The following is a 25,811-nucleotide window of genomic DNA, read 5'->3' on the forward strand; positions in this document are numbered from 1 at the left end:
GAGCCCATGTAACACAAACGGGCTACCGCTTCGAGCGAACGGGAGAGATCAGCTTCCGGACGCCAGATTCAATATACAAGTAACCAAAGAAAGCAGCTCCCGATACGCCCGCGGTCACACGCAATTTGGGTAGTCCTCTCGTCCTAGGTGGCACTCGCCTAACGAGTGCCCTCATCACGATCACCGGGCTTGGCTCGCGCACGGTCTGCCACATCGCACCACACAGCCAACTGGTTCAGCACCAAATAGCTCCAGCCCGCTTCGCGGCCGACGGGTGAAGCGGGTCCGCGCGCGCTTTCTCGCTAACGCTTCCATCGCGTTGCGCCAGCGAATCGTTGGTTTCCCTTGTAGACCCGGCGGCAGCGCGTAGCGCTGGGCCGATGCTATTTCGTGCTGAACCAGTGTCCTCAACACCTTCGGGCGGCAGACCGTGCGCGAGCCAAGCCCGGTGATTGTGATGAGGGCACTCTTTAGGCAGCCCACGATGGACGAGAGAACTACCCAAATTGCGTGTGACCGCGGGCGTATCAGTAGCTGCTTTCTTTGGTTACTTTCTTTGCAGCAGCAAAGAAAGTGACTGCCGCCCCGCACAGGGGCAGTGCTAATAGACCGACGCGAAAACAGGATTCTACGAAAGCGGAAGCAAACAAGCACAAGACCGACACGACAACGGGATCCGGCGACAATCACCAGAACTCACTCAAGCCGCAAGCGACTTCCTAAACGCTGTCCGCGACCCTGGAAACCTCACGATAAACATACTCCCCTTCCCCACTTCGCTTTTAACGTCGAGCTCTGCACCGTGCCGTTGCAGCACATGCTTGACGATGGCAAGCCCAAGCCCTGTCCCCCCCGTATCCCGCGACCGGCTCCGATCCACTCGATAAAACCGCTCCGTCAAACGCGGAATATGCTCCGCAGGAATCCCGAGCCCCGTATCCCGCACCGCGAAAACCGCACGATCCTTCATGCGCTGCCACGTCACCTCGATGGTCCCGCCATCAGGCGTATAACGCACGGCGTTGGTCACGAGATTGCCGAGCGCGCTCATCACTTCGGTCTCGACGCCCGCAACCGTCAGCGCATCGTCGCTATGAAACGTGATGCGATGGCGCCCGTTCGACAGATTGTTCGCGTCGTCTTCCAAATGACGCAGCACGGCGCGCATATCCAGCAGTTCATCGCCAGGCGGCCGCATGTCGCCTTCGAGATTCGCGAGCACGAGCAGATCGCGCACGATGTTCTGCATGCGCGACGCCTGCTGCTCCATCATGTCGAGATAACGCATGCGATCGGCTTCATCGAGCGGCAACTCACGCATGGTTTCGAGAAAGCCGGATAGCACGGTAAGCGGCGTCTTCAACTCATGCGAGACATTGGCGACGAAATCGCGGCGCATCGAATCCGTGCGCTCCAGTTCGGTAATGTCTTGCGTCAGAAGCAGCTTGCGATTGTCGCCGTACGGAAACACCTGCACCGAAACCGTGTATTTGCGATTCACGCCCATGCCGCGCATCACGAGCATCTCTTCGTAGTGGTGCGCGTTCAGATAGCGGACGAAATCGGGATTGCGCACGAGATGCGTGATGTGCTGGCGCAAGTCGCGCTTCGCATCGAGACCGAAGTGCTTCTCGGCGATGTCGTTACACCACTCGATCTGATCGTGATCGTCGAGCATCGCGACGCCGTTCGGTGACGCCTGGATCGCCTGAATGAAGCGCGCATGCTGTTGCTCGACCTGACGCACTTGCGCGTGCCAGCGCTTCGCGAGCTTGTGCAGGCGATAGTAGATCTCGCCCCAGATGCCGAGGGCGCTCGGCACCTCGCCGTAGACCGGCGCTTCGAGCAGACGCCAGAGGCGCTGCATGTGATACGTGACGAAGAAGCCCTGCACGACGAGCATGAGCACCGCGAAGGCAAGCGCGATGCGCAAGCCCGCGAATGCGCCGATCGCGGCGCAGAGCGCGGCGAGCAGCGCGAGGGACACGATCGCACGCGTCCAGATGATGTTCATGTTGTCGGTGAGTCTGAGTGACGTTGATGCGGCAAGTTAAAGCGGATAACGTTGAAGCAGAACTCAGGCGCTCTTCGCAAGCCGGTATCCGCTGCCGCGCACCGTTTCGATCATAGCATCGCAACCCGCCGGCTTGAGCGCAGCACGCAGACGCTTGATATGCACATCGACCGTGCGCTCTTCGACGAACACGTGATCGCCCCACACCTGATCCAGCAATTGCGTGCGGCTGTGCACGCGCTCAGGATGCGTCATGAAAAAGTGCAGCAGGCGAAATTCCGTCGGACCGAGATCGAGCTTGATGTCGTTGCCCGAATGACTCGCCGCCACGCGATGCGTCGCCGGATCGAGACGCAGCCCGTTGATCGCGACGACGTCTTCGGTCAACTGCGGCGCGCGCCGGCGCAACACCGCCTTGATGCGCGCCATCAGTTCCTTCGGCGAGAACGGCTTCGTGACGTAATCGTCCGCGCCGATTTCGAGGCCAAGCACCTTGTCCTGCTCGTCGCCGCGCGCTGTCAGCATGATGATCGGAATGTGCTTCGTGCGCTCGTTGTTGCGCAGCTCTCGCGCGAACGCGATGCCCGACTTGCCCGGCAACATCCAGTCGAGCAACACGAGATCGGGCAGCACGTCGCTGATCAGGTTTTGCGCCTGTTCCGCGTTATACGCACGAATCGGGCAATGTCCCGCATGTTGAAGGTTCACCGAAATCAGTTCGGAGATCGCGGGTTCGTCTTCGACGACGAGGATACTGCTGGGCATCGGCACCTCTTGACCTTTTGCTTGAAATGAAACGATTGCGCGCGATTAACTCAGCGCCTCACGTTCGAGCTGATCGCGCGAAATATGCCGCACGTCGGTGCCCTTGACGATGTAGATGATGAACTCAGCGATGTTCTTCGCGTGATCGCCGATGCGCTCCACCGCTTTTGCGATGAACAGATAATCGAGGCCCGCCGAAATCGTGCGCGGATCTTCCATCATGTACGTCACGAGCTTGCGCACGAAGGCGCGGAATTCCTCGTCGATGGCCTTGTCGTCGCGCACGATCTGCGCGGCGGCAACCGTGTCGAGACGCGCGAACGCATCGAGCGCGCGGCGCAGGATCGATACCGCCATTTCGCCCGACAGCTTGATCTCGGCGATGTTCACCGTGCGGCCCGCGCCGTCTTCGTTGATGCGCTTCACGCGCTTGGCGATCTTCTCCGCTTCGTCGCCGGCGCGTTCGAGATTCGTGATCGTCTTCGAGATCGCCATCAACAGACGCAAGTCACGCGCAGCCGGCTGACGGCGCGCGATGATGTTGCTGCACTCTTCGTCGATCTCGACTTCCATCATGTTCAGACGCGCTTCGGCCGCGATCACCTGATCCGCGATGCCGATGTCGAATTCGTTCAGCGCCTGCATCGCTGCGATGATCTGCGACTCGACCAGACCGCCCATTTCCAGCACTTTCGACGACACCGCGTTGAGGTCGGCGTCGAACTGGCTCGAAAGATGTTTATCGGACATATATGCTCCTTAAGCCTTCTGTTTCACCTGGCTGACGATCAGCCGAAGCGGCCCGTGATGTAGTCTTCCGTTTCCTTGCGGGCCGGCTTGATGAAGATCTTTTCGGTGTCGCCGAACTCGATCAATTCACCGAGATACATATAGGCAGTGTAGTCCGAACAACGCGCCGCCTGCTGCATGTTGTGCGTGACGATGACGACCGTGTAATCGCTTTTCAGTTCGGCGATCAGCTCTTCGATACGGCCCGTCGAAATCGGGTCGAGCGCCGAGCAAGGTTCGTCCAGCAGCAGCACTTCCGGACGAATCGCGATGCCGCGCGCGATGCACAGACGCTGCTGCTGGCCACCCGACAGACCGTAGCCGCTTTGCTGCAACTTGTCCTTTACTTCGGTCCAGAGCGCGGCTTTCGTGAGCGCCCATTCGACGCGGTCATCCATTTCCGAGCGCGACAGTTGCTCGAACATCTTCACGCCGAACGCGATGTTGTCGTAGATCGACATCGGGAACGGCGTCGGCTTCTGGAACACCATGCCCACGCGCGCGCGCAGGAGCGAAATATCCTTCGTCGTGTCGAGCAGATTCGTGCCGTCCATCAGGATTTCGCCTTCGGCGCGCTGCTCCGGATAAAGCGCATACATCTTGTTGAACGTGCGCAGAAGCGTGGATTTGCCGCAGCCCGACGGACCGATGAACGCCGTCACTTTCTTCTCGGGAATGCGCAGGTTGATGTTCTTCAGCGCGTGATACTTGTTGTAGAAGAAGTTGAGGTTGTTCACCTCGATCTTCGGCTTGATGGAATCGGCAGGCTGCGAACTGTGCGTCGGGCGCACGCTGCCCGGCACCGGGCCGCGCTCGATCTGCTTTTCCTGGTGGTTGACACCGCTTTCGACCATGTTCATGGAATCACTCCACCCTTATTTCTTCGAGAAGATCGCGCGCGCCAGGATATTCAGACCCAGCACGCCGAGCGTAATCAGGAACACACCGGCCCACGCGAGCGATTGCCACTGCGGGAACGGACTCATCGCGAACTTGTAGATCGTCACCGGCAGATTGGCCACCGGCTGGTTCATGTCCCACGAGAAAAATTGATTCGACAGCGCCGTGAAAAGCAGCGGCGCGGTTTCGCCGGCGATACGCGCGACCGCCAGCAACACGCCCGTCACGATGCCGCCCACCGACGCCTTCAGCGTGATCGACATCACCATCTTCCACTTGGGCGTACCGAGTGCGAACGCGGCTTCGCGCAATGCGTTCGGCACGAGCTTCAGCATGTTTTCCGTCGTGCGGATCACGATCGGAATCTGCAGCAGCGCCAACGCGATCACGCCGGCCCAGCCCGAGAAGCGGCCCATCTTCGCGACGACGATCGCATACACGAAGAGACCGACGACGATCGAAGGCGCGGACAGCAAGATGTCGTTGATGAAGCGCGTGACGCTCGCGAGCCAGCGCTTCTGGCCGTACTCCGCGAGGTAGACGCCCGCGAGAATGCCGAGCGGCGTGCCGACGAACGTTGCGAGCACGACGAGCATCAGCGAGCCGACGATCGCGTTGGCGAGACCGCCGCCATCGGTGTTCGGCGGCGGCGTCGATTGCGTGAACAGATCGACCGACAACCCGCCGATGCCGAGCCTGAGCGTCGTGAAGAGAATCCACACGAGCCAGATGAGGCCGAAGGCCATCGCGGCGAGCGAGAGCGTCAGCGCAACCGCGTTCGTGCCGCGGCGGCGGCGCTGCAGCTTCTGACGCGTGGCTTCCACGCGACTCGAATCCTGGTTGAACGTAGCGGGACGGCTCATTATTTACGGCCCTCCCCGCGTTCCATGCGCAGAAGCATCAGCTTCGAGAGCGCGAGCACGAAGAACGTGATGACGAAAAGAATCAGACCGAGCTCCATCAACGCCGACGTATGCAGGCCCGGACTCGCTTCCGCGAATTCGTTCGCGAGCGCCGAGGTGATGCTGTTGCCGGGCGAGAAGAGCGACACGTTGTCGAGCAGGTTCGTATTGCCGATGACGAACGTCACAGCCATCGTCTCGCCGAGCGCGCGGCCGAGGCCGAGCATGACGCCGCCGATCACGCCGGCGCGCGTATAGGGCAGCACGATCTTCCACATGACTTCCCACGTCGTGCAGCCGATGCCGTATGCCGATTCCTTCAGCAGCACGGGCGTTACTTCGAACACGTCGCGCATCACGGATGCGATGTACGGAATGATCATGATCGCGAGAATCACGCCGGCGCACAGAATGCCGATGCCGATCGGCGCGCCTTGAAAGAAGATGCCGATCAGGGGCACGTCGCCGAGCAGCTTGCCGAGGGGCTTTTCGAAGTATTGCGCGAAGATCGGCGCGAACACGAGCAGGCCCCACATGCCGTAGACGATCGACGGAATCGCCGCGAGAAGTTCGATCGCGACGCCGAGCGGACGGCGCAGCCACGCGGGCGACAGTTCGGTCAGAAAGAGCGCGATGCCGAAGCTCACCGGCACCGCGATGATGAGCGCGATGATCGACGTCGCAATCGTGCCGTAGATGGGCACGAGCGCCCCGAACGAGTCGCTGGGCGGATCCCATTCCGAACGCCAGAGGAACGAGAGGCCGAATTTCTGAATGGTCGGCATCGACGCGATGATCAGCGAAACGATGATGCCGCCGAGCAGGAGCAGCGTGATGACAGCCGCAAGCCGCGTCACGCCGCCGAAAATGATGTCGCCGATGCGGCTCGGCGCGCGCTGCGTATGCGCCGCCGGCACGGCCGACGATAGGTTGATGTCCGACATGGGAGCCTTGGTTTCGCTACGTGTCAGACCGCGCGGCGAACGTTGGCTCGCCGCGCGGCTTCCTTGCTGCGTTGCTGTCCCGCGAATCAGAAGCTTAGGACAGTTTCAAACGACTGCTTGCTTCCCTTATTCCGCGACCGCCTTGCCCGATGCGTCCTTGACCTTCGCCTTCCATTGCGTCTTGATTTCGGCGACGACCGAATCCGGCAGCGAGATATAGTCGAGATCGTTCGCAGCCTGGCCGCCGTTCTTGAACGCCCAGTCGAAGAATTTCAGCGTTTCCGTGCCCTGCGCCGGCTTCTCTTGCGTCGCGTGCAGCAGCACGAAGGTCGCGCCGACGATCGGCCATGCGTTCTTGCCCGGCTCGTCCGTCAGAATCTGATAGAACGACTTCGACCAGTCCGCGCCCGCTGCCGCTGCCTTGAACGTGTCGGTCTTCGGCTCGACGACCGTGCCGGCCGAATTCTTCATGCCGACGTAGGTCATCTTGTTCTGCTTCGCGTACGCCCATTCGACGTAGCCGATCGCGCCCGGCAGACGCTGCACGAATGCCGCGACGCCGTCGTTGCCCTTGCCGCCCGTGCCCGTCGGCCAGTTGACCGTCGAACCTTCGCCGACCTTCGACTTCCACTCGGTGTTCACCTTCGACAGATAGTTCGTCCAGATGAAGCTCGTGCCGGAGCCGTCGGCGCGCCGCACGACCGCGATGTCCGTATCCGGCAGCTTGACCTTCGGGTTCAGCGCGGCGATTTCCGGGTCGTTCCACTTCTTGATCTTGCCGAGGTAGATGTCGCCGAGCACCTGGCCCGATAGCGTCACTTCGCCAGCTTTCACGCCCGGCACGTTGATGACCGGCACCACGCCGCCGACGACCGTCGGGAACTGGAACAGGCCGTTCTTCGCGAGTTCGTCGTCTTTCAGCGGAGCGTCCGAGCCCGCGAAATCCACGGTCTTCGCGATGATTTGCTTGATACCGCCCGACGAGCCGATGCCTTGGTAGTTCACCTTGCCGCCGCCCGTTTTCTGGTAGGCGTCCGCCCACTTCGTGTAGATCGGCGCTGCAAAGGTGGAACCCGCGCCGGTGATGTCGGCTGCTTGAGCGGAGATGGCGAACACTGCACCAATCAGGCCGGCCAGCGCGGTTTGCATCAATTTCATTCTTAATCTCCAGTAGTGAGCGTGTGTCGCGTGAGCGTGTAGACGACACCGCGAAATATAGGAGGAGTCTGTGACAGTAATATGACTAATCGTGAAGCCAGCATGTCAATGCGCTTACGTGCTGAAAGTTTGATCACAGCCGATCCGTCAAGCCCGTGGCGCAAATAAAAAAGCGGGCCGAAGCCCGCTTTTAGCGAAACGCGATGAACTTCAGTGAACGCCTACGAAGTCGCGTCCTTTACGACCTGCGCAATCGTTTCCGCGTATCGAACCGCGTCCTGTTGCGCCGATGCTTCCACCATCACGCGCAAGACCGGTTCGGTTCCCGACGCGCGAATCAAGACGCGGCCGTGCGATTGGAGGGATTGCTCGGCTTGCTCGACCGCGCGGCGAATCGCGGCGCTGCCTTTCCAGTCCGCGCCCGCGCTCATCCGCACGTTGATGAGCTTTTGCGGGAACAGGCTGACGCCGCGAAGCAGATCGGCGAGCGACTTGCCGCTGCGCTGGATCGCTGCTAGCACGAGGAGCGCCGAGACGATGCCGTCGCCGGTCGAGTGACGGTCCAGCGAAAGGATGTGGCCGGAGCCTTCCGCGCCCAGCAGCCAGCCGTTCTCGCGCAATTTTTCGAGGACGTAGCGGTCGCCGACCGCCGCGCGCACGAACTGCACGCCCGCCTCCTTCAGCGCCACCTCGACGGCCATGTTGGTCATCAGCGTGCCGACTGCGCCTTCCACCTTGCCATCGGTCGCGATGCGATCCTTGACCAGCACGTAGAGCAATTCGTCGCCGTTATAGAGACGGCCGGACGAATCGACGACCTGCAGACGGTCCGCGTCGCCGTCGAGCGCGATGCCAATATCCGCCTTGTGCTCGACCACCGCGCGCACGAGCGCGTCCGGGGCGGTCGCGCCAACGCCGTCGTTGATGTTGAAGCCGTTCGGCGACACGCCGATCGACACGACTTCCGCGCCGAGTTCATGGAAAACGTGCGGCGCGACGTCATATGCGGCGCCGTGCGCGCAATCGACGACGAGCTTCAGACCGCGCAAGTCGAAACTCGCGGGAAAGGTGCTCTTGCAGAATTCGATGTAGCGTCCGCCTGCATCATCCAGACGCCGGGCTTTACCGAGGCGCTCGGAAGGCGCGCATTCCATCGGCTGCTCGAGCTGGCGCTCGATTTCCAGTTCGACTTCGTCGGGCAGCTTGTTGCCGTCGGCGGAGAAAAATTTGATGCCGTTGTCGTCGTACGGATTGTGCGACGCGCTGATCACGACGCCCGCCGACAGCCGCAGTGCCCGCGTCAGATAGGCGACGCCAGGCGTCGGCATCGGGCCGGCCAGCATCACGTCGACACCCGCCGCCGAAAAGCCGGATTCCAGCGCGGCTTCGAGCATGTAGCCCGACACGCGCGTGTCTTTGCCGATCAATACCGTCGGACGATTGCCCTTCTTTTGCTGTGCGCGGTCGGCGCCCGCAAGCACCTTTCCGGCCGCGTAGCCGAGCTTGAGTACGAAATCCGGCGTGATCGGCGCGACGCCTACGCGGCCGCGGATGCCGTCGGTTCCAAAATATTGACGTGCCATTGTTGCTTGACCCTCCTCGCGACCGTTCGGCGCATCGTATCGGTCCACGATTTTAGTTAATGAGTTCTATCGGCGCGCGCCTGCGCCCAAATTGCTGATGAATGAGGCCAGTGTCAATAATGCCCATTCCCGGCAGCATTCTTTGTTGCCTGCCAGACTTTCAGCGCATCGACGGTTTCGGCGACATCGTGGACGCGGATGATGGCCGCGCCCCGCTCTGCCGCGCACACCGCCGCGGCGACGCTCGCCGCGAGCCGCTCGCCCGCGCCGCGTCCGGTGACGGCGCCAAGCATCGACTTGCGCGACATGCCCGCGAGCAACGGAAAGTTCGTCCCGGCGGGCGACGTGTCCGTGAGATGCGCGAGCAACGCGTAATTATGCTCGACCGTCTTGCCGAAGCCGTAACCCGGATCGAGACTGATGCGCTCTGTCGCAATGCCCGCGCGCCCGAGCGCGGCGACGCGCTCCGCGAAGAACGCGCGCACGTCGGCGACGACGTCTTCGTACACCGGCTCGTGAAGCTGCATCGTGCGCGGCTCGCCGAGCATGTGCATCACGCAAAGTCCGCAGTTGCTGCCCTTAACGGCGTCGATCGCGCCGTCCTGACGCAAGCCCCAGATGTCGTTGATCATGTCCGCGCCGGCGTCGAGCGCGGCGCGCATCACGGCTGGTTTGTACGTGTCGACGGAAAGCGGCACTCGAACGGCGCGCAATGCCTCGACTATCGGGACCACGCGCTCGAGTTCCTCGTCGAGCGGCACGGGCGGCGCGCCGGGACGCGTGGATTCACCGCCGATATCGATCATGTCGGCGCCGTCGGCGAGCATCTGCTCCGCGCGAGCCAGTGCGGCGTCGCGCGAAATGAAGCGGCCGCCATCGGAGAACGAGTCCGGCGTAACGTTGAGAATGCCCATGACGAGCGGGCGGTCGAAGGTCAGCGTGAAGCGTCCGCATTGGAGCGGCGCGGCTGAAATCGGGGATGGGGTTGAAGTGGCCAAGCGGATAGAACGGAACGGAGGGACGGAGACGGCGCCGCGTTCAGCACCTGATTAAAAACGGACGCCATAAAGTGAAAATGGGCCGGCGTGCTATGCACACCGGCCCATGAACTCATGCAGGAAACTCAGGCCGTTGCCGGCGCGTTGCCCGGTTTGACCTCGGTGCCGCTGCTACCACCGGATGGCGTGTCGCCGGACGGCGGCGGCATGTTCTTCGGCGGACGCGGCGGACGATCCGACATGATGTCGCCAATCTGGTCCGCGTCGATGGTTTCCCATTCGAGCAGCGCCTTGGTCATCGCTTCGACCTTGTCGCGGTTGTCTTCCAGCAGCTTCCGGGCGAGCGCATATTGCTCGTCGAGGATGCGGCGGATTTCCGCATCGACCTTCTGCTGCGTGGCTTCGGACACCGACTTCGCGCCCATCTTGCCGAACATGCCGTTGTCTTCCGTATCGACGTAGACCATCGTGCCGAGCACGTCGGACATGCCGTAGCGCGTCACCATGTCGCGCGCCATCTTCGTTGCGCGCTCGAAGTCGTTCGACGCACCGGTCGACATCGAATTCAGGAACACTTCCTCCGCTGCGCGGCCACCGAACAGGATCGCGATTTCCTCCAGCATCTTGTCGCGATACAGGTTCACGCGGTCATGCTCGGGCAACTGCCACGTAACGCCCAGCGCCCAGCCGCGCGGCATGATCGTGACCTTGTGCACCGGATCGGCATGCGGAAGCAGCTTCGCAACCACCGCGTGACCCGATTCGTGGTACGCCGTATTGCGACGCTCTTCTTCGCGCATCACAGCCGATTTGCGCTCCGGACCCATGAAGATCTTGTCCTTCGCGTCCTCGAAATCCTGCATCTCGACGATGCGCTTGCCGCGACGCGCCGCGAACAGCGCAGCCTCGTTCACGAGATTCGCGAGATCGGCGCCCGAGAAACCCGGCGTGCCGCGCGCGATGACCGATGCATCGACGTCGTTCGCGATAGGCACCTTGCGCAGGTGCACCTTCATGATGTGCTCGCGGCCGCGGATATCCGGCAGACCGACATAGACCTGACGGTCGAAACGGCCCGGACGGAGCAGCGCCTTGTCCAGCACGTCCGAACGGTTCGTCGCCGCGATCACGATCACACCGGAATTCGCCTCGAAGCCGTCCATCTCGACGAGCATCTGGTTCAGCGTCTGCTCGCGCTCGTCGTTGCCGCCGCCCATGCCGGCGCCGCGATGACGGCCGACCGCGTCGATTTCGTCGATGAACACGATACACGGCGCATGCTTCTTCGCCTGCTCGAACATGTCGCGCACACGAGCCGCGCCCACGCCGACGAACATTTCGACGAAGTCCGAACCCGAAATGCTGAAGAACGGCACTTTCGCTTCGCCCGCGATGGCGCGCGCCAGCAGCGTCTTACCGGTTCCCGGCGGGCCGACCAGCAGCACGCCGCGCGGAATGCGTCCGCCGAGCTTTTGGAATTTCTGCGGGTCGCGCAGGAAGTCCACGAGTTCCGAGACTTCTTCCTTGGCTTCGTCGCAACCCGCGACGTCGGTGAAATTGATTGCGTTGTTGTTTTCGTCGATCAGCCGCGCTCGCGACTTCCCGAACGAAAACGCCCCGCCTTTGCCGCCTCCCTGCATCTGCCTCATCATGTAGAACCAGAAGCCGATGATTAGGATCGTAGGTCCGAGGTAGTACAGCGCGGAGACGAGCGCATTCGGTTCATCGTCAGCCTTGCCGCTGACCTGAACGCCGTATTTCATCAAGTCGCCGACCATCCATATGTCGCCGGGCGACACGATCTGGTACTTCTGGCCGTCGTTCGGAGTGACCGTCAGATTGCGGCCCTGAACGGTGACGTTCTTGACTTTGCCGTTCTTCGCGTCGTCCATGAACTGCGAATAGGACACACCTTCCTGGACGCGGGGCTTATCGAACTGCTTGAACACCGTAAACAGCACCAGTGCGATCACGAGCCACACTGCCGCTTTAGAGAACATATTGTTGTTCAAAGCACCACTCCTCACTCATAGACGGGCGCCTACATAAACCTTGCGACGCCACCAAAGCATTCTAATCCAGACCGCTAACCCCTGCCATAAGGTTTAACTACCGCACAAATAGCGGCAGAGAGGTTTTTTTCGGCATATTCCGCGAAAATATCGCCGTAATTCGCCGAATCGCTCGAGCGGGCCGTTCAGTTCGGTTGCTTGAGCCGCCGCCCGAGAATAAAAGTCTCCGACGATTTGTCGCGAGAAGCTTTCGGCTTGCGTGGCGCAACCACCTTGAACTGTTGCTTGAACTTCTCAACGATCTGGCTGTACCCGCTGCCGTGAAAACATTTGACCAGCAGCGCACCCTCCGGTTTCAGATGGTTCTGCGCGAACTCCAGCGCCAGATCGCATAGATGCTCGATGCGCGCGGCATCCGCACTCGCCACGCCTGAGAGGTTGGGGGCCATGTCGGAGATTACAAGGTCCACCTGACGCTCGCCGACGATTTCATCGAGTTGCGCGAGCACTTCGTCCTCGCGAAAGTCGCCCTGGATGAACGTGACGTCCGAAATCGGCTCCATCGGCAGAATATCCAGCGCGATGATCGTGCCGTCGATGCCGCCCTGGCGCTCGGCATCGCGCTTCGCGCCCTGCGCGAGTTTGTTGCGCGCGTACTGGCTCCAGGAGCCGGGCGTCGAGCCGAGATCGACGATGACCTGACCCGGCTTGATGAGTTTGTCCTGCTCGTCGATCTCCTTCAGCTTGTATGCGGCGCGCGCGCGATAGCCCTCGCGCTGCGCCATCTTTACGTAGGGATCGTTGATGTGGTCATGCAACCACGAATGATTAAAACGGTTCTTTGCCATTCAAACTGAGCTCATGTGGCGCGCTGACAGCACGCCCGGTGCGTATTTTGCTGCATCGCGCGAGGCTTTTAGCGGATAATACGCGTCTTGTCGGCCGGACCGGTCCTCGGCGCGCTCGCGCTCCGAAAACCCGTGCATCCGGCCTGTTCTGTTTCTGGTGGGCGATGGCGCGACCGATGCGCCGAAGATCCGGCACGAAGCCGTGCGCTTTCGCTGCAGCGTGTTCAAACCGCCTCGCGAATCTACCTCACGCCGCCCACATTTTAGTCGAGTCCGAAATTTCTCATGCCAGCTCTTAAACTCTCCCCCGCCGAACGCGCCGATCTGCGCTCCCAGGCCCATGCGCTCAAGCCCGTCGTGCTCGTCGGCGCGGAGGGTCTGACCGATGCCGTGCTGAAGGAAATCAACGTCCACCTGGAAGCGCATCAGCTCATCAAGGTCCGCGTATTCGGCGACGAACGCGAAGCACGCGTCGAAATCTACGACGAAATCTGCGATCGCCTGAACGCCGCGCCTATTCAGCATATCGGCAAGCTGCTCGTGATCTGGAGGCCCGAAGGCGCCGCTCCGAAAACCCGCGCCACCCGCACGCGCAGCACGATGCCTCCGAGCGCAGGCGAAGCCGCCGAACGCGAGACGAAGGGCCGCGCGCCGCGCACGGTGAAGGCAGTGAAAATCACCCGCGATGCGCCCGCGTTCAAGAAACCCAAAAAGCAGACGCTGAAGGTACTGGGCAACGAACGTGTGACCGCCGGCGGCAACGTGAAGCGCGCGAAGAAACGTCAGACCAGCTCGAAGCGCCAGCATCAGACGGTCAAATGATCGAACGGCGCGTGCATTTCCAATGAAACGCACGCGCCGTCCTGAGCAAGCGCGATTCAGCTTCGCGCTCTTTTCGCCGCCACCTTGGCGGATTTCCCCTTCGGCACGATCTTGACGGGCGCCGCGCCCGGCAAGCGCCACACCAGCGCAATGCCGAACAGGCATTCGATCAGATAGATCGCGCTGGATAGGCCGTGCAGAATGCCGAACTCCTTCGCATACGGCGAGCTCGCGAGATCGGTGCCCGCTTCCTGCGCCGCCATTCGCAGCGAGTTCATGAACGGCTGCAAGGCGAAATAGCCGACCAGCACGCACACGAGCATCACCGCGACGATCCACCGCACGCGTTTGTAATCGACGATGCCGCTTTTCACGAAGCGATTGCCGATGAGGATCAGCACCAGCGCGCTGATCACGCCGATGATCGCCTCGATGCGGAAGAGCTGCGCCGCCACCGAGCCCGCCGACGTGCGGTCGAGCATCGAAAAGAGCACGGGCGCAGCGACCAGGCCGAGGGTCAGCAGACTGCCGACCCAGACCATGCTGATGGTGCGAAAGAGCCGGTGCTCCATCAGACGTAGCGAACCGCGATGATCTCGTATTCGCGTGCGCCGCTCGGCGCCTGCACCGATGCCACGTCGCCTTCCGACTTCGCGATCAGTGCGCGCGCGATCGGCGAGCTCACGGAGATGAGGCCGTGATCGATGTCGGCTTCGTCATCGCCGACGATCTGATACGTCACCATGTCGCCCGATTCCAGGTCCTCGAGTTCGACGGTCGCGCCGAACACCACGCGACCTTCCGCCTCGACCTGCGTCGGATCGATCACTTGCGCGGCGGCCAGCTTCGACTCGATTTCCGCGATGCGGCCCTCGATGAACCCCTGCTTTTCCTTCGCGGCGTCGTATTCCGCGTTTTCCGACAAGTCGCCTTGCGCGCGCGCCTCCGCGATCGCGTTGATGACCGCCGGACGCTCCACGGCCTTCAGGCGTTGCAATTCGTCGCGCAGCAACTCCGCGCCGCGCTTCGTCAAAGGAATCGTGCTCATAGACCACTCACAAACAATTTCGTCAAAAAAATTACCGCGGTTAAGCGCATCTCCCACAGAGCAGGAGACGCCGCTTAACCGCGGCTCGTGATACTTAGACCAGTAATCGAAGCCTTAGTTTAGGCGAGCATGCAAGCCTTGTAAATCATAGACTTCCAAATCTCGGAGATACCTCAACCCTTCGACCGCCGCGCGCGCTCCCGACATCGTCGTGTAGTACGTGACCTTGTTGGCCTGCGCGCTCATGCGGATCGAGCGCGAATCGGCGATGGCGGCGCGCGTTTCGTCGACGGTCGTGAAGACGAGCGCGATCTCGCCGTTCTTGATCATGTCGACGATGTGCGGACGGCCGTCTTTCACCTTGTTGACGACCTTCACCGGCACGCCTGCCGCCGCGATGGCCGCGGCCGTGCCCTTGGTCGCGACGATCGGATAGCCGAGCTCGTGCAGCATCTGCGCGACTTCGACGGCCTTCGGCTTGTCGGCGTCCATCACGGTCAAAAGCACCGTGCCCGATTCCGGCAGACGCGAGCCCGCCGCGAGCTGCGACTTGAAGAGCGCCTCGCCGAACGTGCGGCCCACGCCCATCACTTCGCCGGTCGAGCGCATTTCGGGTCCGAGCACCGGATCGACCGCCGGAAACTTCACGAACGGGAACACCGCTTCCTTCACGCTGAAGTACGGCGGAATGACTTCCTTCGTCACGCCTTGTGCCTTGAGCTTCTGGCCGACCATCGCGCGAGCGGCGATCTTGGCGAGCGGCAAACCGGTTGCCTTCGACACGTACGGCACCGTGCGCGATGCGCGCGGATTCACTTCCAGCACGTAGATGATGTCCTTCTTGGAGCCGTCGTCTTGCGGGACTTGCTGAATCGCGAACTGCACGTTCATCAGGCCGATGACGTTCAGTGCCTTCGCCATTGCGGCGGTTTGCCGCTTCAGTTCGTCGACGGTTTCCTGCGACAGCGAATACGGCGGCAGCGAGCAAGCCGAGTCGCCCGAGTGCACGCCCGCCTGTTCGATGTGCTCCATCACGCCGCCGATGAACACGTCGTCGCCATCGGAGATGCAGTCGACGTCGCATTCGATCGCGTCGTTCAGGAAGCGGTCGAGCAGCACCGGCGAATCGTTCGACACCTTCACGGCTTCGCGCATGTAGCGCTCGAGGTCGCGCGGCTCGTGGACGATTTCCATCGCGCGGCCGCCGAGCACGTACGACGGACGCACGACCAGCGGATAACCGATTTCCTCCGCGAGCTTCAGCGCTTCGTCTTCGGCGCGAGCGGTGCGATTCGGCGGCTGACGCAGATCGAGATCCTTGAGCAGCTTCTGGAAGCGCTCGCGGTCTTCGGCGGCGTCGATCATGTCCGGCGACGTGCCGATGATCGGCACGCCGTTCGCTTCCAGATCGAGCGCGAGCTTGAGCGGCGTCTGGCCGCCGTACTGCACGATCACGCCGACCGGCTTTTCCAGATCGACGATTTCGAGCACGTCTTCGAGCGTCAGCGATTCGAAGTACAGACGGTCGGACGTGTCGTAGTCGGTGGACACCGTCTCCGGATTGCAGTTGACCATGATGGTTTCATAGCCGTCCTCGCGCATGGCGAGCGCGGCATGCACGCAGCAGTAGTCGAACTCGATGCCCTGCCCGATCCGGTTCGGGCCGCCGCCCAGCACCATGATCTTCTTCTTGTCGGTCGGATTCGCTTCGCACTCTTCTTCGTACGTCGAGTACATGTAGGCGGTCTTCGTCGCGAACTCGGCCGCGCACGTGTCGACGCGCTTGTACACCGGGCGCACCTTCATTTCGTGACGCTTCTTGCGCACGTCTGCTTGCGTCGAACCGGTCAGCTTCGCCAGACGCCGGTCCGAGAAGCCGCTCTTCTTCAGATACAGCAGTTCGTCACGCGTGAGGCTCGCGAGCGTGCGGCCTTCGAGCGCCTTTTCCTTGAGGATGATCTGTTCGATCTGCGCGAGGAACCACGGATCGATCGACGTCTCTTCGAAGATTTCTTCCATCGTCAGGCCGAGACGGAACGCGTCGCCGAGATACCAGATGCGGTCCGGACCCGGCTCGCCAATTTCGCGGATGACTTCGTCGCGGCTCGTGGTCTTCTCATCGAGACCGTCGACGCCGACTTCCAGACCGCGCAACGCCTTCTGGAACGATTCCTGGAACGTGCGGCCCATTGCCATGACTTCGCCGACGGACTTCATCTGCGTGGTCAGGCGCGAATCGGCTTCGCGGAATTTCTCGAACGCGAAGCGCGGCACCTTCGTCACGACATAATCGATCGTCGGTTCGAACGATGCGGGCGTTTGTCCGCCGGTGATTTCGTTCTTGAGTTCGTCGAGCGTGTAGCCGCACGCGAGCTTCGCGGCGACCTTGGCGATCGGGAATCCCGTTGCCTTCGATGCCAGCGCCGACGAACGCGACACGCGCGGATTCATTTCGATGACGACCATGCGGCCGTCCTTCGGGTTGATCGCGAACTGCACGTTCGAGCCGCCGGTATCGACCCCGATCTCGCGCAGCACCGCGAGCGACGCGTTGCGCAGCACTTGATACTCTTTGTCGGTGAGCGTCTGCGCCGGCGCGACGGTGATGGAATCGCCGGTGTGCACGCCCATCGGGTCGAGGTTTTCGATCGAGCAGACGATGATGCAGTTGTCCTTTTTATCGCGGACGACTTCCATCTCGTACTCTTTCCAGCCGAGCAGCGATTCTTCGATGAGCAGTTCGCGCGTCGGCGAGAGATCGAGACCGCGACGGCAAATCTCTTCGAACTCTTCCTTGTTGTACGCGATGCCGCCGCCCGAGCCGCCCAGCGTGAACGACGGACGAATCACGGTCGGATAGCCGCCGCTGCCGGTCGCTTCGGCGATCTGCTGCTGCACGGAGAGCGCTTCTTCCATCGAATGCGCGATGCCCGACTTGGCCGAACCGAGGCCGATCTTCGTCATCGCGTCCTTGAACTTCTGGCGGTCTTCCGCCTTGTCGATCGCTTCCGGCGACGCACCGATCAGCTCGACCTTGTACTTTTCCAGCACGCCGTGATGGAACAGGTCGAGCGCGCAGTTGAGCGCGGTCTGTCCGCCCATGGTCGGCAGGATCGCGTCCGGGCGCTCTTTCGCGATGATGCGTTCGACCACTTCCCACGAAATCGGCTCGATATACGTGACGTCGGCCGTGTTCGGATCCGTCATGATCGTCGCCGGATTGCTGTTGACGAGGATGACCTTGTAGCCTTCCTCACGCAGCGCCTTGCATGCTTGCGCGCCCGAATAATCGAACTCGCACGCCTGGCCGATGATGATCGGACCCGCGCCGATGATGAGGATGCTCTTGATGTCTGTGCGCTTCGGCATAACTGTGCTCTGTATATTTGCGATGTTCTGTTCTTAGGCTGCGACCTTCTGTGCTTCCATCAGCTTGATGAAGCGGTCGAACAGATACGCGATGTCGTGCGGGCCGGGCGACGCTTCCGGATGGCCCTGGAAGCAGAAGGCGGGCTTGTCGGTGAGCGCGAAGCCTTGCAGCGTGCCGTCGAAGAGCGAGACGTGCGTGACTTTCGCGTTGGCGGGCAGCGTCGACGCATCGACCGCGAAACCGTGGTTCTGCGACGTGATGACCACGCGGCCGTCGTCCATGTCCTTCACCGGATGGTTCGCGCCGTGGTGGCCGGTCTTCATCTTCATCGTCTTCGCGCCGACGGCGAGACCCATGATCTGATGGCCGAGGCAGATGCCGAACGTCGGAATGCCGCGCTCGATGAATTCCCTGGTGGCCGCGATGGCGTAATCGCACGGCTCCGGATCGCCGGGGCCGTTCGACAGGAAGATGCCGTCCGGATTGAGCGCGAGCGCATCGGCGGCGGTCGATTGCGCGGGCAGCACGGTCACGTGGCAACCGCGCTCCGCCAGCATGCGCAGGATGTTGTACTTCACGCCATAGTCGAACGCGACGACGCGAAACTTCGGCGCTTCCTGCTTGCCGTAGCCGCTGCCCAGACGCCATTCGGTCTGCGTCCATTCGTAGGGCTGGTCCGTCGACACGACCTTCGCGAGGTCCATGCCCGCGAGGCCCGGGAACGAGCGTGCGAGCTCGAGCGCTTTCGCTTCGTCATCGGAACCGGCGAGAATGCAGCCGTTCTGCGCGCCCTTCTCGCGCAGGATACGCGTGAGCTTGCGCGTGTCGATGCCGGCGATCGCGACGACGCCTTGCGCCTTGAGATAGTCGGAGAGCGTCTGCTCGGAACGGAAGTTGGATGCGAGCACCGGCAGGTCGCGAATGATGAGGCCGGCGGCATGGACTTTGGTGGCTTCGACGTCTTCGGCGTTCACGCCGTAGTTGCCGATGTGCGGATAGGTCAGCGTGACGATCTGGCGGGCATAGCTCGGATCGGTCAGGATTTCCTGATAACCGGTGATGGCGGTGTTGAACACCACTTCGCCGATCGTCGAACCGGGCGCGCCGATCGATTGACCACGAAAGACCGTGCCGTCGGCAAGTGCGAGAAGTGCGGGGGAAAATGACGGCAACACGGGAAGCTCCTTGGGGAACACCCTGTTACCGACCTGTCTGTCCGAAATTCAGGCTTGGCTTCCCGTCGCTCGAAGAACGAGGGGTTTCCTTCGCGCAGTGTGGCGGCGGCTCGCGAGGCGCGCGTCGCGGTTCGGTTCAGCTCGCTTGCATGGGGCAAACGCAGTGACGAAGCAGGCGACTGGCGGCGTGCGGCGCGCGCCGACTGGCGCAGCGAACGACGGTGTGTGGGAGGTAGGCGCTAGGGTGCGGGTTGATGTGCTCAAACCTTCGAATTATAGCGTTAAATTGACACATCTGCCAAATTTGGGAGCGCTCTGCTTGCCTCCCGCCGCCCCGATCACGACGCCGCGTTTTCCACTTCCGCCTCGCGTTCGTGCAGCGCGCGGCCCGGCAACATGTACCAGATCGCGCTCGCCACTTGCAGCGCAATCAGCGTAGCCCACACCGAAATATGCGCCGATGCCGGATAGCGCCCCGCTTCCGCAGGCCAAAGCGACAACATAGTGCCGACCCCGACCTGGAAGCCGAAGATCAGCAGGAAGATGACGAGCGTGAGCGTCGTATTCACGCGCCCCGCCATGTGCGACGGGAAATACTTCGCCGCGACCGCATAACTCAGGATGCCCGTGCCGCCGAACACGCCATACGCGGCGATGAGCGTCGCGGGCGGCAGCGGCACGCGCAGCACCATCAGCAACTGCGTGGCGACGAAAAGCACCATGCCCGCGCCGCAGAACGCGTACACCGACACGCCGCGCCGCTCCAGACTGCGCGCCGCCGCGCCGAAGCCCACCGAGCCGAACATCATCGCGAAACCGAGCACGGAGACGATCGCGGACGAATGCGCGGGCGTGAGATTCATCACGTCGATGAGATAGGGACGGATCCAGAGCGACTGCATCGCGAAGAAGACGCCCTGCGTGACGACCGGAAACGACGCGATCTTCCAGAACGCGGCGCTTCTCATGATGTGCCACGTGCCCTTGAACTGCGTGACGATGTCCGCCTGATGATGCGTATCCGCCTTGCGCGGCGCGAAGAGCGCAATCGCCGCCGCGACGACGAGCGTGAACACCGCGAGCCCGAAGCACACCTGACGCCACGTTGCGAATTGGAGCAGCGCCGACAGCGGCGATCCGACGACGACGCCGCCCAATCCGCCGACGGCCATCGTGAAGCCGTTGATGAGCGGCAGGCGCCAGATCGGGAAATGCTGCGCCGACGCCTTGAACGCCGCCGCCAGACACACCGACACGCCCACGCCGATGAGCAGGCGCCCGGCCATCAGCCCTGCCAGGCTATTCGATGCCCCAAACACGCCAATGCCCGCCGCGGCGAACACGAGCATGCCGGCCGTCACACGCGCCGGCCCGAAGTGATCGAGCAGTACGCCGACAGGAATCTGCGCGGCAGCGAAGCCGATGAAGTACAGCGCCGTCAGCAGGCCGAGATCGGCGGCCGACAAGCCGAGTTCGTGCGTGATGAGCGGCGCGAAGCCGAGATTGACGCCGCGGAACACGTACGAGACGAAGTAGCCGGCGGCAAAGAGGATGAAAACGCGGAGACGAACGGTGGACGACATATGAAACGGACGCTTCATCGATTCTTTCGGATCGACAGTTTAGCGGCGTCCGCAAAAGAACACGCCGTCACCTTGGTGACGGCGTGGGTTATCGCGCCGGCAAAACCGCGTGCGTTATTTCTTCTTGCTGCTCTTCGACGTGGCAGCCGGCTTCGCGGTCTTGGCCGCGGCAGCAGGCTTTGCTGCATGCGATGCCGAAGAAGACGACACCTTCGTCACCTTCCCCGACGTATGGGCACTCGTCTTGCCGCCGCGCGATGTCTTCGGCTCAGGTACGCGCGTGCCGATCTTCGACACGCCGCCCGATGAACGGCTCGACGCCGCCACCGTCTCCACACGCGCCGGACCCGGCTCGGCCGGAACCGGTCGGCCATACGGCACATGCAGCACGACCACCTGCCCCGGCATGAACATGTCTCCGCGCGTGCGGTTCCATGCGCGCAACTGTGCCGGCGAAACGTTGTAGCGGTCTGCCAGCGTGCCGATCGACTGCTTGCGGCGCACGCGGATGACGAGCCGGCGCGTGTCGGGCACGTCGCGCTCGATTGCGAGCATCGCATTGGCCGCGACGTCGGCGCTGATGTCTTCGTCGTCATCGTCGGTGCGGGGCACGACGATCGTCGAGCCCGGCTTCAGGCGCATGCCCGCCGGAATGCGGTTGACGGACATCAGCGTGTCAGCGTCCACGCCGATTTTTTCGGCGATCGCCGCCGGACGGGCGCGCTCGGTGACGGTGTACGTCGTCCACGACGACAGCGCGCCCGAGTACGACGAAAGATTGCGCTGAAACGACGCAGCGTTATCGAACGGCAGCAGAATCTGCGGATTGGTCGCGCCGAGAATCACCGGCTTCGAGAACGACGGATTCAGCGAGCGAAATTCTTCCACGCTCATGCCGGCAAGCTTCGCGGCCATCGTCACGTCGATGTCGCGCGCGGTCGTGACCGTCACGAAATACGGGTGATTCGGGATGTCCGGCAACGTGAGACCGTACATCTGCGGATTGCTCACGATGTTCTTCACGGCCTGCAGCTTCGGCACGTAGTTGCGCGTCTCGTTGGGCATGCGCAGGCTTTCGTAGTCGGTCGGCAAGCCCGCCGCTTCGTTGCGCGCGATCGCGCGCTGCACGTTGCCCTCGCCCCAGTTGTATGCGGCGAGCGCGAGATGCCAGTCGCCGAACATGTCGTGCAGACGCGAAAGGTAGTCGAGCGCGGCAGACGTCGACGCGAGCACGTCGCGGCGCTCGTCCTGCCACATGTTCTGCTTGAGGTTGTAATCGCGGCCGGTGCCCGGCATGAACTGCCACATGCCCGCGGCCTTCGCGACCGATAGCGCCTGCGGGCTGTATGCCGATTCGATGAACGGCAGGAGCGCGAGCTCGGTCGGCATATGCCGCTGCTCGAGTTCCTCGACGATGTGATACAGATACTTCTGCGAGCGCGTGGTCATGCGCTCGACGTAATCCGGGCGTTGCACGTACCAGTTGACCTGCATGTCGACGAGGTCGCTTTGCAGATCGGGAATCTGGAAGCCGCCGCGGATGCGGTTCCAGAGATCGGACGAACCCGCGAGCGAAGTCACGGGCGTCTTGTCGACGTTAATGGTTTCCTTGGCTGCTGCGGTGCGGCGAATCGTGTCGGCGACTTGTTGCGGCGAAGCGTTGGAGTTGGCTGTTGCTGTAATTGGATCTGACGCCGTAGGTCCTTGGCTCGCGCACGCGGCGAGCATCAGGACGGACAGCGCGCTAAGGGCTAGTCGCATGGAGAACGTCTCTGCTTCCAAAAGATGATGCTTGGAAATTTGCAGCCGATAGTACGGAACAGCACTTAAGACGTCAATAAGAATGCGCGCAAAACCCCTGCAAAATCCTGCATCTAACGTCGATTCCAACGTTTCGGTTGAAGTTAGCCCCAAATAGGTTCGGGTTAGCGGAACTTATCCTTCCAGCCGCGCATCATTCGAAACGCTTCGAGCCGGTCCGAAACGGGCGCGCCGAATTGCGACGCAAGCGTTGCGTGGATCGCCGGGACGTCCGCACGCAGGAACGGATTCACCGTTTTTTCGTGGCCGATGGTCGTCGGCAAAGTCGGCTTGCCGGCGGCGCGCAACGCCTGCGCGTCCTCGCTCCAGCGCAGCAGCGCGGTGTTGTCCGGCTCGCACGCGCGTGCGAACTTGATGTTCGACAGCGTGTACTCGTGCGCGCAGTGAACCTGGGTGTTGTCCGGCAGCGCGGCGAGCGCGTCGAGCGAACTGAGCATCTGCTGCGGCGTGCCTTCGAAAAGACGGCCGCAGCCGCTCGCGAAGAGCGTGTCGCCGCAGAAAAGATGCGGCGTGCCGTTCGGATCGCCCGCCTGGAAATAGGCGATGTGTCCGGCCGTGTGACCCGGCACGTCGATCACGGAGAGTTCGAGCGCCGGCTTGTCGATGCGCACCCTGTCGCCGCCGGTGACGCGCTGCGTCAGATGCTCGATGCGCTCGCCAGCCGGGCCGTAGACGGGAATCCCACCCTCTGCCGTTCGGCTATCGATGAGTGCTTTCACGCCGCCGACGTGGTCGTGGTGATGGTGCGTGAGTAAAATAGCGGTCAGCCGCCAACCACGTTTGGCCAGATAGGCCTCGACGGGCGCGGCGTCGCCGGGGTCGATCACGACCGCATCGCGCGAGTCCGACACGAGCCAGATGTAGTTGTCCTCGAATGCCGGGACCGGCACGTATTCGAGTGCATCGAGTGCATCCTGGGCAGGCGATTTCTTGGCAAGCGAATTCATGGCGATCATCTATGCGGCAATCCGAACATGTCTGACCGATCGATTATAGACTGGCCCACCTGGACGAGCTCGGCGCCCGGGCGCTACGTGCTCGAATGGGAGCAGGCGCAGCTCGATCACGTCGTGTCCGACATCTTCGGCTATCACGCGCTGCAGCTCGGCATGCCGCAGCTCGACGCGCTGCGCGAAAATCGCATGACCGGGCGCGCGCTCGTGCTCGACGCCGAAAGCGCATCGAGCGCACCGTACACGCCGCCGCGCGCGACGACGCCCGGCGTGAGCGCGCTTCCCGCGGCGAGCGCGCCCGACGGCCGCAGCACCGTGTGGTGCGATCTGCTCGACCTGCCTTTCGAAGCGCAGAGCGTCGATTTGCTCGTGCTGCCGCACACACTCGAATTCTCGCCCGATCCGCACCGCCTGCTGCGCGAAGCCGAGCGCGTGCTGGTGCCCGAAGGCCAGTTGATCATCCTCGGCTTCAATTCGCTGAGTTTGTGGGGCGCGCGGCAGTCGCTCGGCAAGGTCGCGGGACGGCCGTTCGTGCCATCGGCGCACGAGATGATCGCGTTCACGCGCATCAAGGACTGGATCAAGCTGCTCGGATTCGACCTTGAACGCGGGCGCTTCGGCTGCTATCGTCCGCCGCTTGTCACGGACAAATGGCTGCAACGCTATCAATTCATGGAAGCCGCCGGCGATCGCTGGTGGCCCATCTTCGGCGCGGCGTACATGATCACGGCGGTCAAACGCGTGCGCGGCATGCGCGTCATCGGTCCGCGCAAGCTCAAAAAACCCGCGCTCGCGCCTGGCCTCGCTCCGGTCGCCGCTCCGCACACGCGCAACGAGACTCGCAAAGAGCATTGATGACTCAAGAATCCGCATCGAACAAGGTAATCGACATCTACACGGACGGCGCCTGCAAAGGCAATCCGGGACCCGGCGGCTGGGGCGCGCTGCTGCGTTTCGGCTCGCTGGAAAAGGAGCTGTTCGGCGGCGAAGCCGCGACCACCAACAACCGCATGGAACTGATGGCCGTGATCTCCGCGCTCGAGGCGTTGAAACGTCCGTGTCACGCGATCATCCACACCGATTCGCAATACGTGCAGAAAGGCATCAGCGAATGGATTCACGGCTGGAAGAAAAAGAACTGGATGACGGCCGCGAAGACGCCCGTCAAGAACGCCGATCTCTGGAAGCGCCTCGACGAACTCGTCGCGCGGCATGAGATCGAATGGCGCTGGGTCAAGGGCCACGCCGGACATCCCGAAAACGAACGCGCCGATGCGCTCGCCAATCGCGGCGTGACATCGCTTGCGGACAACTGAACGAAACGCACGCCAACTTATGCGCCAACTGATACTGGACACCGAAACCACCGGCCTGAACGCGAGGACGGGCGACCGGATCATCGAAATCGGCTGCGTCGAGCTGGTCAACCGCCGGCTGACGGGCAACAACCTGCACCTCTACGTGAACCCGGAGCGCGACAGCGATCCCGGCGCGCTCGCCGTGCACGGCCTCACCACCGAATTCCTGAGCGACAAGCCGAAGTTCGCGGAGATCGCCGCGCAACTTCGCGACTTCATCGCGGGCGCGGAGTTGATCATCCACAACGCGCCCTTCGACGTCGGCTTTCTCGATATGGAATTCGCGCTGCTCGGGCTGCCGAAAATCGCCGAGACGTGCGCGGGCGTGATCGACTCGCTCGCGCAAGCCAAGCAGATGTTCCCCGGCAAGCGCAACTCGCTGGATGCGCTGTGCGATCGTTTCGGCATCAGCAACGCGCATCGCACGCTGCATGGCGCGCTGCTCGACTCGGAGCTGCTCGCCGAGGTCTATCTCGCGATGACGCGCGGCCAGGAAAGCCTCGTCATCGACATGCTCGGCGATCAGCCCGCGTCGGGCTCCGTTTCGACGTCGCGCATCGCGTTCGACGATCTCGATCTGCCGGTGATCGCCGCGAGCGCCGACGAACTCGCCGCGCACGAAGCCCTGCTGAGCGATCTCGACAAGGCGATGAAAGGCACGAGCGTCTGGCGCACGGAACCGGCTCCCGCCGAAGGGGAAGCCGTTCCTGCGTAATTTTTTCGAATTTGCTTAACGAAGCACTAGACGAAATCAAAAACGCCTGACAT

Annotated in this window: 22 protein-coding genes; 4 read left to right on the forward strand and 18 right to left on the reverse strand. The window is 62.3% G+C overall.

Annotated features, from left to right (window positions below):
- Positions 1–700 precede the first annotated feature (700 nt).
- The 11 genes from phoR to QCE58_RS10910 all read right to left on the reverse strand — a co-directional run bounded on the left by phoR (position 701) and on the right by QCE58_RS10910 (position 12,913).
- The gene (gene phoR, locus QCE58_RS10860) at positions 701–2,014 is read right to left on the reverse strand and encodes a phosphate regulon sensor histidine kinase PhoR (protein ID WP_250521225.1); all 1,314 of its coding nucleotides are present in this window, start codon (positions 2,012–2,014) and stop codon (positions 701–703) included.
- A gap of 63 nt (positions 2,015–2,077) precedes the next feature.
- Entirely contained in the window at positions 2,078–2,779 is a 702-nt protein-coding gene (phoB, locus tag QCE58_RS10865) for a phosphate regulon transcriptional regulator PhoB (protein WP_008342029.1), read from the reverse strand.
- A gap of 45 nt (positions 2,780–2,824) precedes the next feature.
- Positions 2,825–3,529, reverse strand: a complete 705-nt coding sequence (gene phoU / locus QCE58_RS10870) for a phosphate signaling complex protein PhoU (protein WP_008342031.1) — start codon at positions 3,527–3,529, stop codon at positions 2,825–2,827.
- Between the two features lie 38 nt (positions 3,530–3,567).
- Positions 3,568–4,428 carry a phosphate ABC transporter ATP-binding protein PstB gene (gene pstB, locus QCE58_RS10875; RefSeq protein WP_008342032.1) on the reverse strand — a complete coding sequence of 287 codons (861 nt, stop codon included), beginning with the start codon at positions 4,426–4,428 and terminating at the stop codon, positions 3,568–3,570.
- Between the two features lie 15 nt (positions 4,429–4,443).
- Positions 4,444–5,331, reverse strand: coding sequence for a phosphate ABC transporter permease PstA (gene pstA, locus QCE58_RS10880; protein WP_008342035.1), 888 nt, complete (start codon positions 5,329–5,331; stop codon positions 4,444–4,446).
- The gene (gene pstC / locus QCE58_RS10885; protein WP_008342037.1) at positions 5,331–6,314 is read right to left on the reverse strand and encodes a phosphate ABC transporter permease PstC; all 984 of its coding nucleotides are present in this window, start codon (positions 6,312–6,314) and stop codon (positions 5,331–5,333) included. The genes pstA and pstC overlap by 1 nt, the downstream gene beginning before the upstream one ends.
- A gap of 126 nt (positions 6,315–6,440) precedes the next feature.
- Positions 6,441–7,472 carry a phosphate ABC transporter substrate-binding protein PstS gene (gene pstS / locus QCE58_RS10890; RefSeq protein ID WP_008342038.1) on the reverse strand — a complete coding sequence of 344 codons (1,032 nt, stop codon included), beginning with the start codon at positions 7,470–7,472 and terminating at the stop codon, positions 6,441–6,443.
- Positions 7,473–7,693: 221 nt separating this feature from the next.
- Positions 7,694–9,055 carry a phosphoglucosamine mutase gene (glmM, locus tag QCE58_RS10895; RefSeq protein WP_008342040.1) on the reverse strand — a complete coding sequence of 454 codons (1,362 nt, stop codon included), beginning with the start codon at positions 9,053–9,055 and terminating at the stop codon, positions 7,694–7,696.
- A 113-nt stretch (positions 9,056–9,168) separates the two neighbouring features.
- Entirely contained in the window at positions 9,169–9,969 is an 801-nt protein-coding gene (gene folP, locus QCE58_RS10900; RefSeq protein WP_250521250.1) for a dihydropteroate synthase, read from the reverse strand.
- A gap of 209 nt (positions 9,970–10,178) precedes the next feature.
- The gene (gene ftsH / locus QCE58_RS10905; RefSeq protein ID WP_008342043.1) at positions 10,179–12,065 is read right to left on the reverse strand and encodes an ATP-dependent zinc metalloprotease FtsH; all 1,887 of its coding nucleotides are present in this window, start codon (positions 12,063–12,065) and stop codon (positions 10,179–10,181) included.
- 185 nt (positions 12,066–12,250) lie between these two features.
- Positions 12,251–12,913 carry an RlmE family RNA methyltransferase gene (locus QCE58_RS10910; RefSeq protein ID WP_008342044.1) on the reverse strand — a complete coding sequence of 221 codons (663 nt, stop codon included), beginning with the start codon at positions 12,911–12,913 and terminating at the stop codon, positions 12,251–12,253.
- A gap of 285 nt (positions 12,914–13,198) precedes the next feature.
- Here QCE58_RS10910 and QCE58_RS10915 point away from each other — a divergent pair, with 285 nt between their 5' ends.
- The gene (locus tag QCE58_RS10915; RefSeq protein WP_175980371.1) at positions 13,199–13,735 is read left to right on the forward strand and encodes a YhbY family RNA-binding protein; all 537 of its coding nucleotides are present in this window, start codon (positions 13,199–13,201) and stop codon (positions 13,733–13,735) included.
- A gap of 56 nt (positions 13,736–13,791) precedes the next feature.
- Here the strand turns inward: QCE58_RS10915 and QCE58_RS10920 are convergent, their stop codons facing one another.
- The 7 genes from QCE58_RS10920 to gloB form a co-directional block, all read right to left on the reverse strand.
- Complete coding sequence (locus QCE58_RS10920) at positions 13,792–14,307, reverse strand: DUF4149 domain-containing protein (RefSeq protein WP_008342046.1); 516 nt, start codon at positions 14,305–14,307, stop codon at positions 13,792–13,794.
- Positions 14,307–14,783, reverse strand: coding sequence for a transcription elongation factor GreA (gene greA, locus QCE58_RS10925; RefSeq protein WP_008342047.1), 477 nt, complete (start codon positions 14,781–14,783; stop codon positions 14,307–14,309). Before greA ends, QCE58_RS10920 begins: the two co-directional genes overlap by 1 nt.
- Before the next feature lie 114 nt (positions 14,784–14,897).
- The gene (gene carB, locus QCE58_RS10930) at positions 14,898–18,152 is read right to left on the reverse strand and encodes a carbamoyl-phosphate synthase large subunit (RefSeq protein WP_250521226.1); all 3,255 of its coding nucleotides are present in this window, start codon (positions 18,150–18,152) and stop codon (positions 14,898–14,900) included.
- Positions 18,153–18,185: 33 nt separating this feature from the next.
- Positions 18,186–19,328, reverse strand: a complete 1,143-nt coding sequence (gene carA / locus QCE58_RS10935; RefSeq protein WP_175980372.1) for a glutamine-hydrolyzing carbamoyl-phosphate synthase small subunit — start codon at positions 19,326–19,328, stop codon at positions 18,186–18,188.
- 338 nt (positions 19,329–19,666) lie between these two features.
- The gene (locus tag QCE58_RS10940) at positions 19,667–20,929 is read right to left on the reverse strand and encodes an MFS transporter (protein ID WP_409014101.1); all 1,263 of its coding nucleotides are present in this window, start codon (positions 20,927–20,929) and stop codon (positions 19,667–19,669) included.
- A gap of 96 nt (positions 20,930–21,025) precedes the next feature.
- The gene (locus tag QCE58_RS10945) at positions 21,026–22,672 is read right to left on the reverse strand and encodes a transglycosylase SLT domain-containing protein (protein WP_250521228.1); all 1,647 of its coding nucleotides are present in this window, start codon (positions 22,670–22,672) and stop codon (positions 21,026–21,028) included.
- A gap of 164 nt (positions 22,673–22,836) precedes the next feature.
- On the reverse strand, positions 22,837–23,688 hold the full coding sequence (gloB, locus tag QCE58_RS10950; RefSeq protein ID WP_250440003.1) for a hydroxyacylglutathione hydrolase: 852 nt from the start codon (positions 23,686–23,688) through the stop codon (positions 22,837–22,839).
- An 18-nt stretch (positions 23,689–23,706) separates the two neighbouring features.
- Here gloB and QCE58_RS10955 point away from each other — a divergent pair, with 18 nt between their 5' ends.
- From QCE58_RS10955 to dnaQ, 3 genes are read left to right on the forward strand one after another with little or no spacing between them, the layout of a single operon-like run.
- Positions 23,707–24,540 carry a class I SAM-dependent methyltransferase gene (locus QCE58_RS10955; RefSeq protein ID WP_008342053.1) on the forward strand — a complete coding sequence of 278 codons (834 nt, stop codon included), beginning with the start codon at positions 23,707–23,709 and terminating at the stop codon, positions 24,538–24,540.
- Entirely contained in the window at positions 24,540–25,001 is a 462-nt protein-coding gene (gene rnhA, locus QCE58_RS10960) for a ribonuclease HI (protein WP_008342054.1), read from the forward strand. Before QCE58_RS10955 ends, rnhA begins: the two co-directional genes overlap by 1 nt.
- A 19-nt stretch (positions 25,002–25,020) precedes the next feature.
- Positions 25,021–25,758 carry a DNA polymerase III subunit epsilon gene (gene dnaQ, locus QCE58_RS10965; RefSeq protein WP_008342055.1) on the forward strand — a complete coding sequence of 246 codons (738 nt, stop codon included), beginning with the start codon at positions 25,021–25,023 and terminating at the stop codon, positions 25,756–25,758.
- The last annotated feature ends 53 nt before the right edge of the window (positions 25,759–25,811 follow it).

The sequence above is a fragment of the Caballeronia sp. LZ028 genome (assembly GCF_031451415.1).
GTDB classification, from domain to species: Bacteria; Pseudomonadota; Gammaproteobacteria; order Burkholderiales; family Burkholderiaceae; genus Caballeronia; species Caballeronia zhejiangensis.

What these genes read in the sequence shown, in the direction of transcription:
- phoU (WP_008342031.1), bottom strand. Translation starts at nt 3,529, where the DNA reads ATGTCCGATAAACATCTTTCGAGCCAGTTCGACGCCGACCTCAACGCG.
- QCE58_RS10920 (WP_008342046.1), bottom strand. Translation starts at nt 14,307, where the DNA reads ATGGAGCACCGGCTCTTTCGCACCATCAGCATGGTCTGGGTCGGCAGT.
- gloB (WP_250440003.1), bottom strand. Translation starts at nt 23,688, where the DNA reads ATGATCGCCATGAATTCGCTTGCCAAGAAATCGCCTGCCCAGGATGCA.
- QCE58_RS10915 (WP_175980371.1), top strand. Translation starts at nt 13,199, where the DNA reads ATGCCAGCTCTTAAACTCTCCCCCGCCGAACGCGCCGATCTGCGCTCC.
- QCE58_RS10940 (WP_409014101.1), bottom strand. Translation starts at nt 20,929, where the DNA reads ATGAAGCGTCCGTTTCATATGTCGTCCACCGTTCGTCTCCGCGTTTTC.
- rnhA (WP_008342054.1), top strand. Translation starts at nt 24,540, where the DNA reads ATGACTCAAGAATCCGCATCGAACAAGGTAATCGACATCTACACGGAC.
- QCE58_RS10955 (WP_008342053.1), top strand. Translation starts at nt 23,707, where the DNA reads ATGTCTGACCGATCGATTATAGACTGGCCCACCTGGACGAGCTCGGCG.
- pstS (WP_008342038.1), bottom strand. Translation starts at nt 7,472, where the DNA reads ATGAAATTGATGCAAACCGCGCTGGCCGGCCTGATTGGTGCAGTGTTC.
- QCE58_RS10910 (WP_008342044.1), bottom strand. Translation starts at nt 12,913, where the DNA reads ATGGCAAAGAACCGTTTTAATCATTCGTGGTTGCATGACCACATCAAC.
- pstC (WP_008342037.1), bottom strand. Translation starts at nt 6,314, where the DNA reads ATGTCGGACATCAACCTATCGTCGGCCGTGCCGGCGGCGCATACGCAG.
- folP (WP_250521250.1), bottom strand. Translation starts at nt 9,969, where the DNA reads ATGGGCATTCTCAACGTTACGCCGGACTCGTTCTCCGATGGCGGCCGC.
- dnaQ (WP_008342055.1), top strand. Translation starts at nt 25,021, where the DNA reads ATGCGCCAACTGATACTGGACACCGAAACCACCGGCCTGAACGCGAGG.
- pstB (WP_008342032.1), bottom strand. Translation starts at nt 4,428, where the DNA reads ATGAACATGGTCGAAAGCGGTGTCAACCACCAGGAAAAGCAGATCGAG.
- greA (WP_008342047.1), bottom strand. Translation starts at nt 14,783, where the DNA reads ATGAGCACGATTCCTTTGACGAAGCGCGGCGCGGAGTTGCTGCGCGAC.
- phoR (WP_250521225.1), bottom strand. Translation starts at nt 2,014, where the DNA reads ATGAACATCATCTGGACGCGTGCGATCGTGTCCCTCGCGCTGCTCGCC.
- carB (WP_250521226.1), bottom strand. Translation starts at nt 18,152, where the DNA reads ATGCCGAAGCGCACAGACATCAAGAGCATCCTCATCATCGGCGCGGGT.
- glmM (WP_008342040.1), bottom strand. Translation starts at nt 9,055, where the DNA reads ATGGCACGTCAATATTTTGGAACCGACGGCATCCGCGGCCGCGTAGGC.
- pstA (WP_008342035.1), bottom strand. Translation starts at nt 5,331, where the DNA reads ATGAGCCGTCCCGCTACGTTCAACCAGGATTCGAGTCGCGTGGAAGCC.
- phoB (WP_008342029.1), bottom strand. Translation starts at nt 2,779, where the DNA reads ATGCCCAGCAGTATCCTCGTCGTCGAAGACGAACCCGCGATCTCCGAA.
- QCE58_RS10945 (WP_250521228.1), bottom strand. Translation starts at nt 22,672, where the DNA reads ATGCGACTAGCCCTTAGCGCGCTGTCCGTCCTGATGCTCGCCGCGTGC.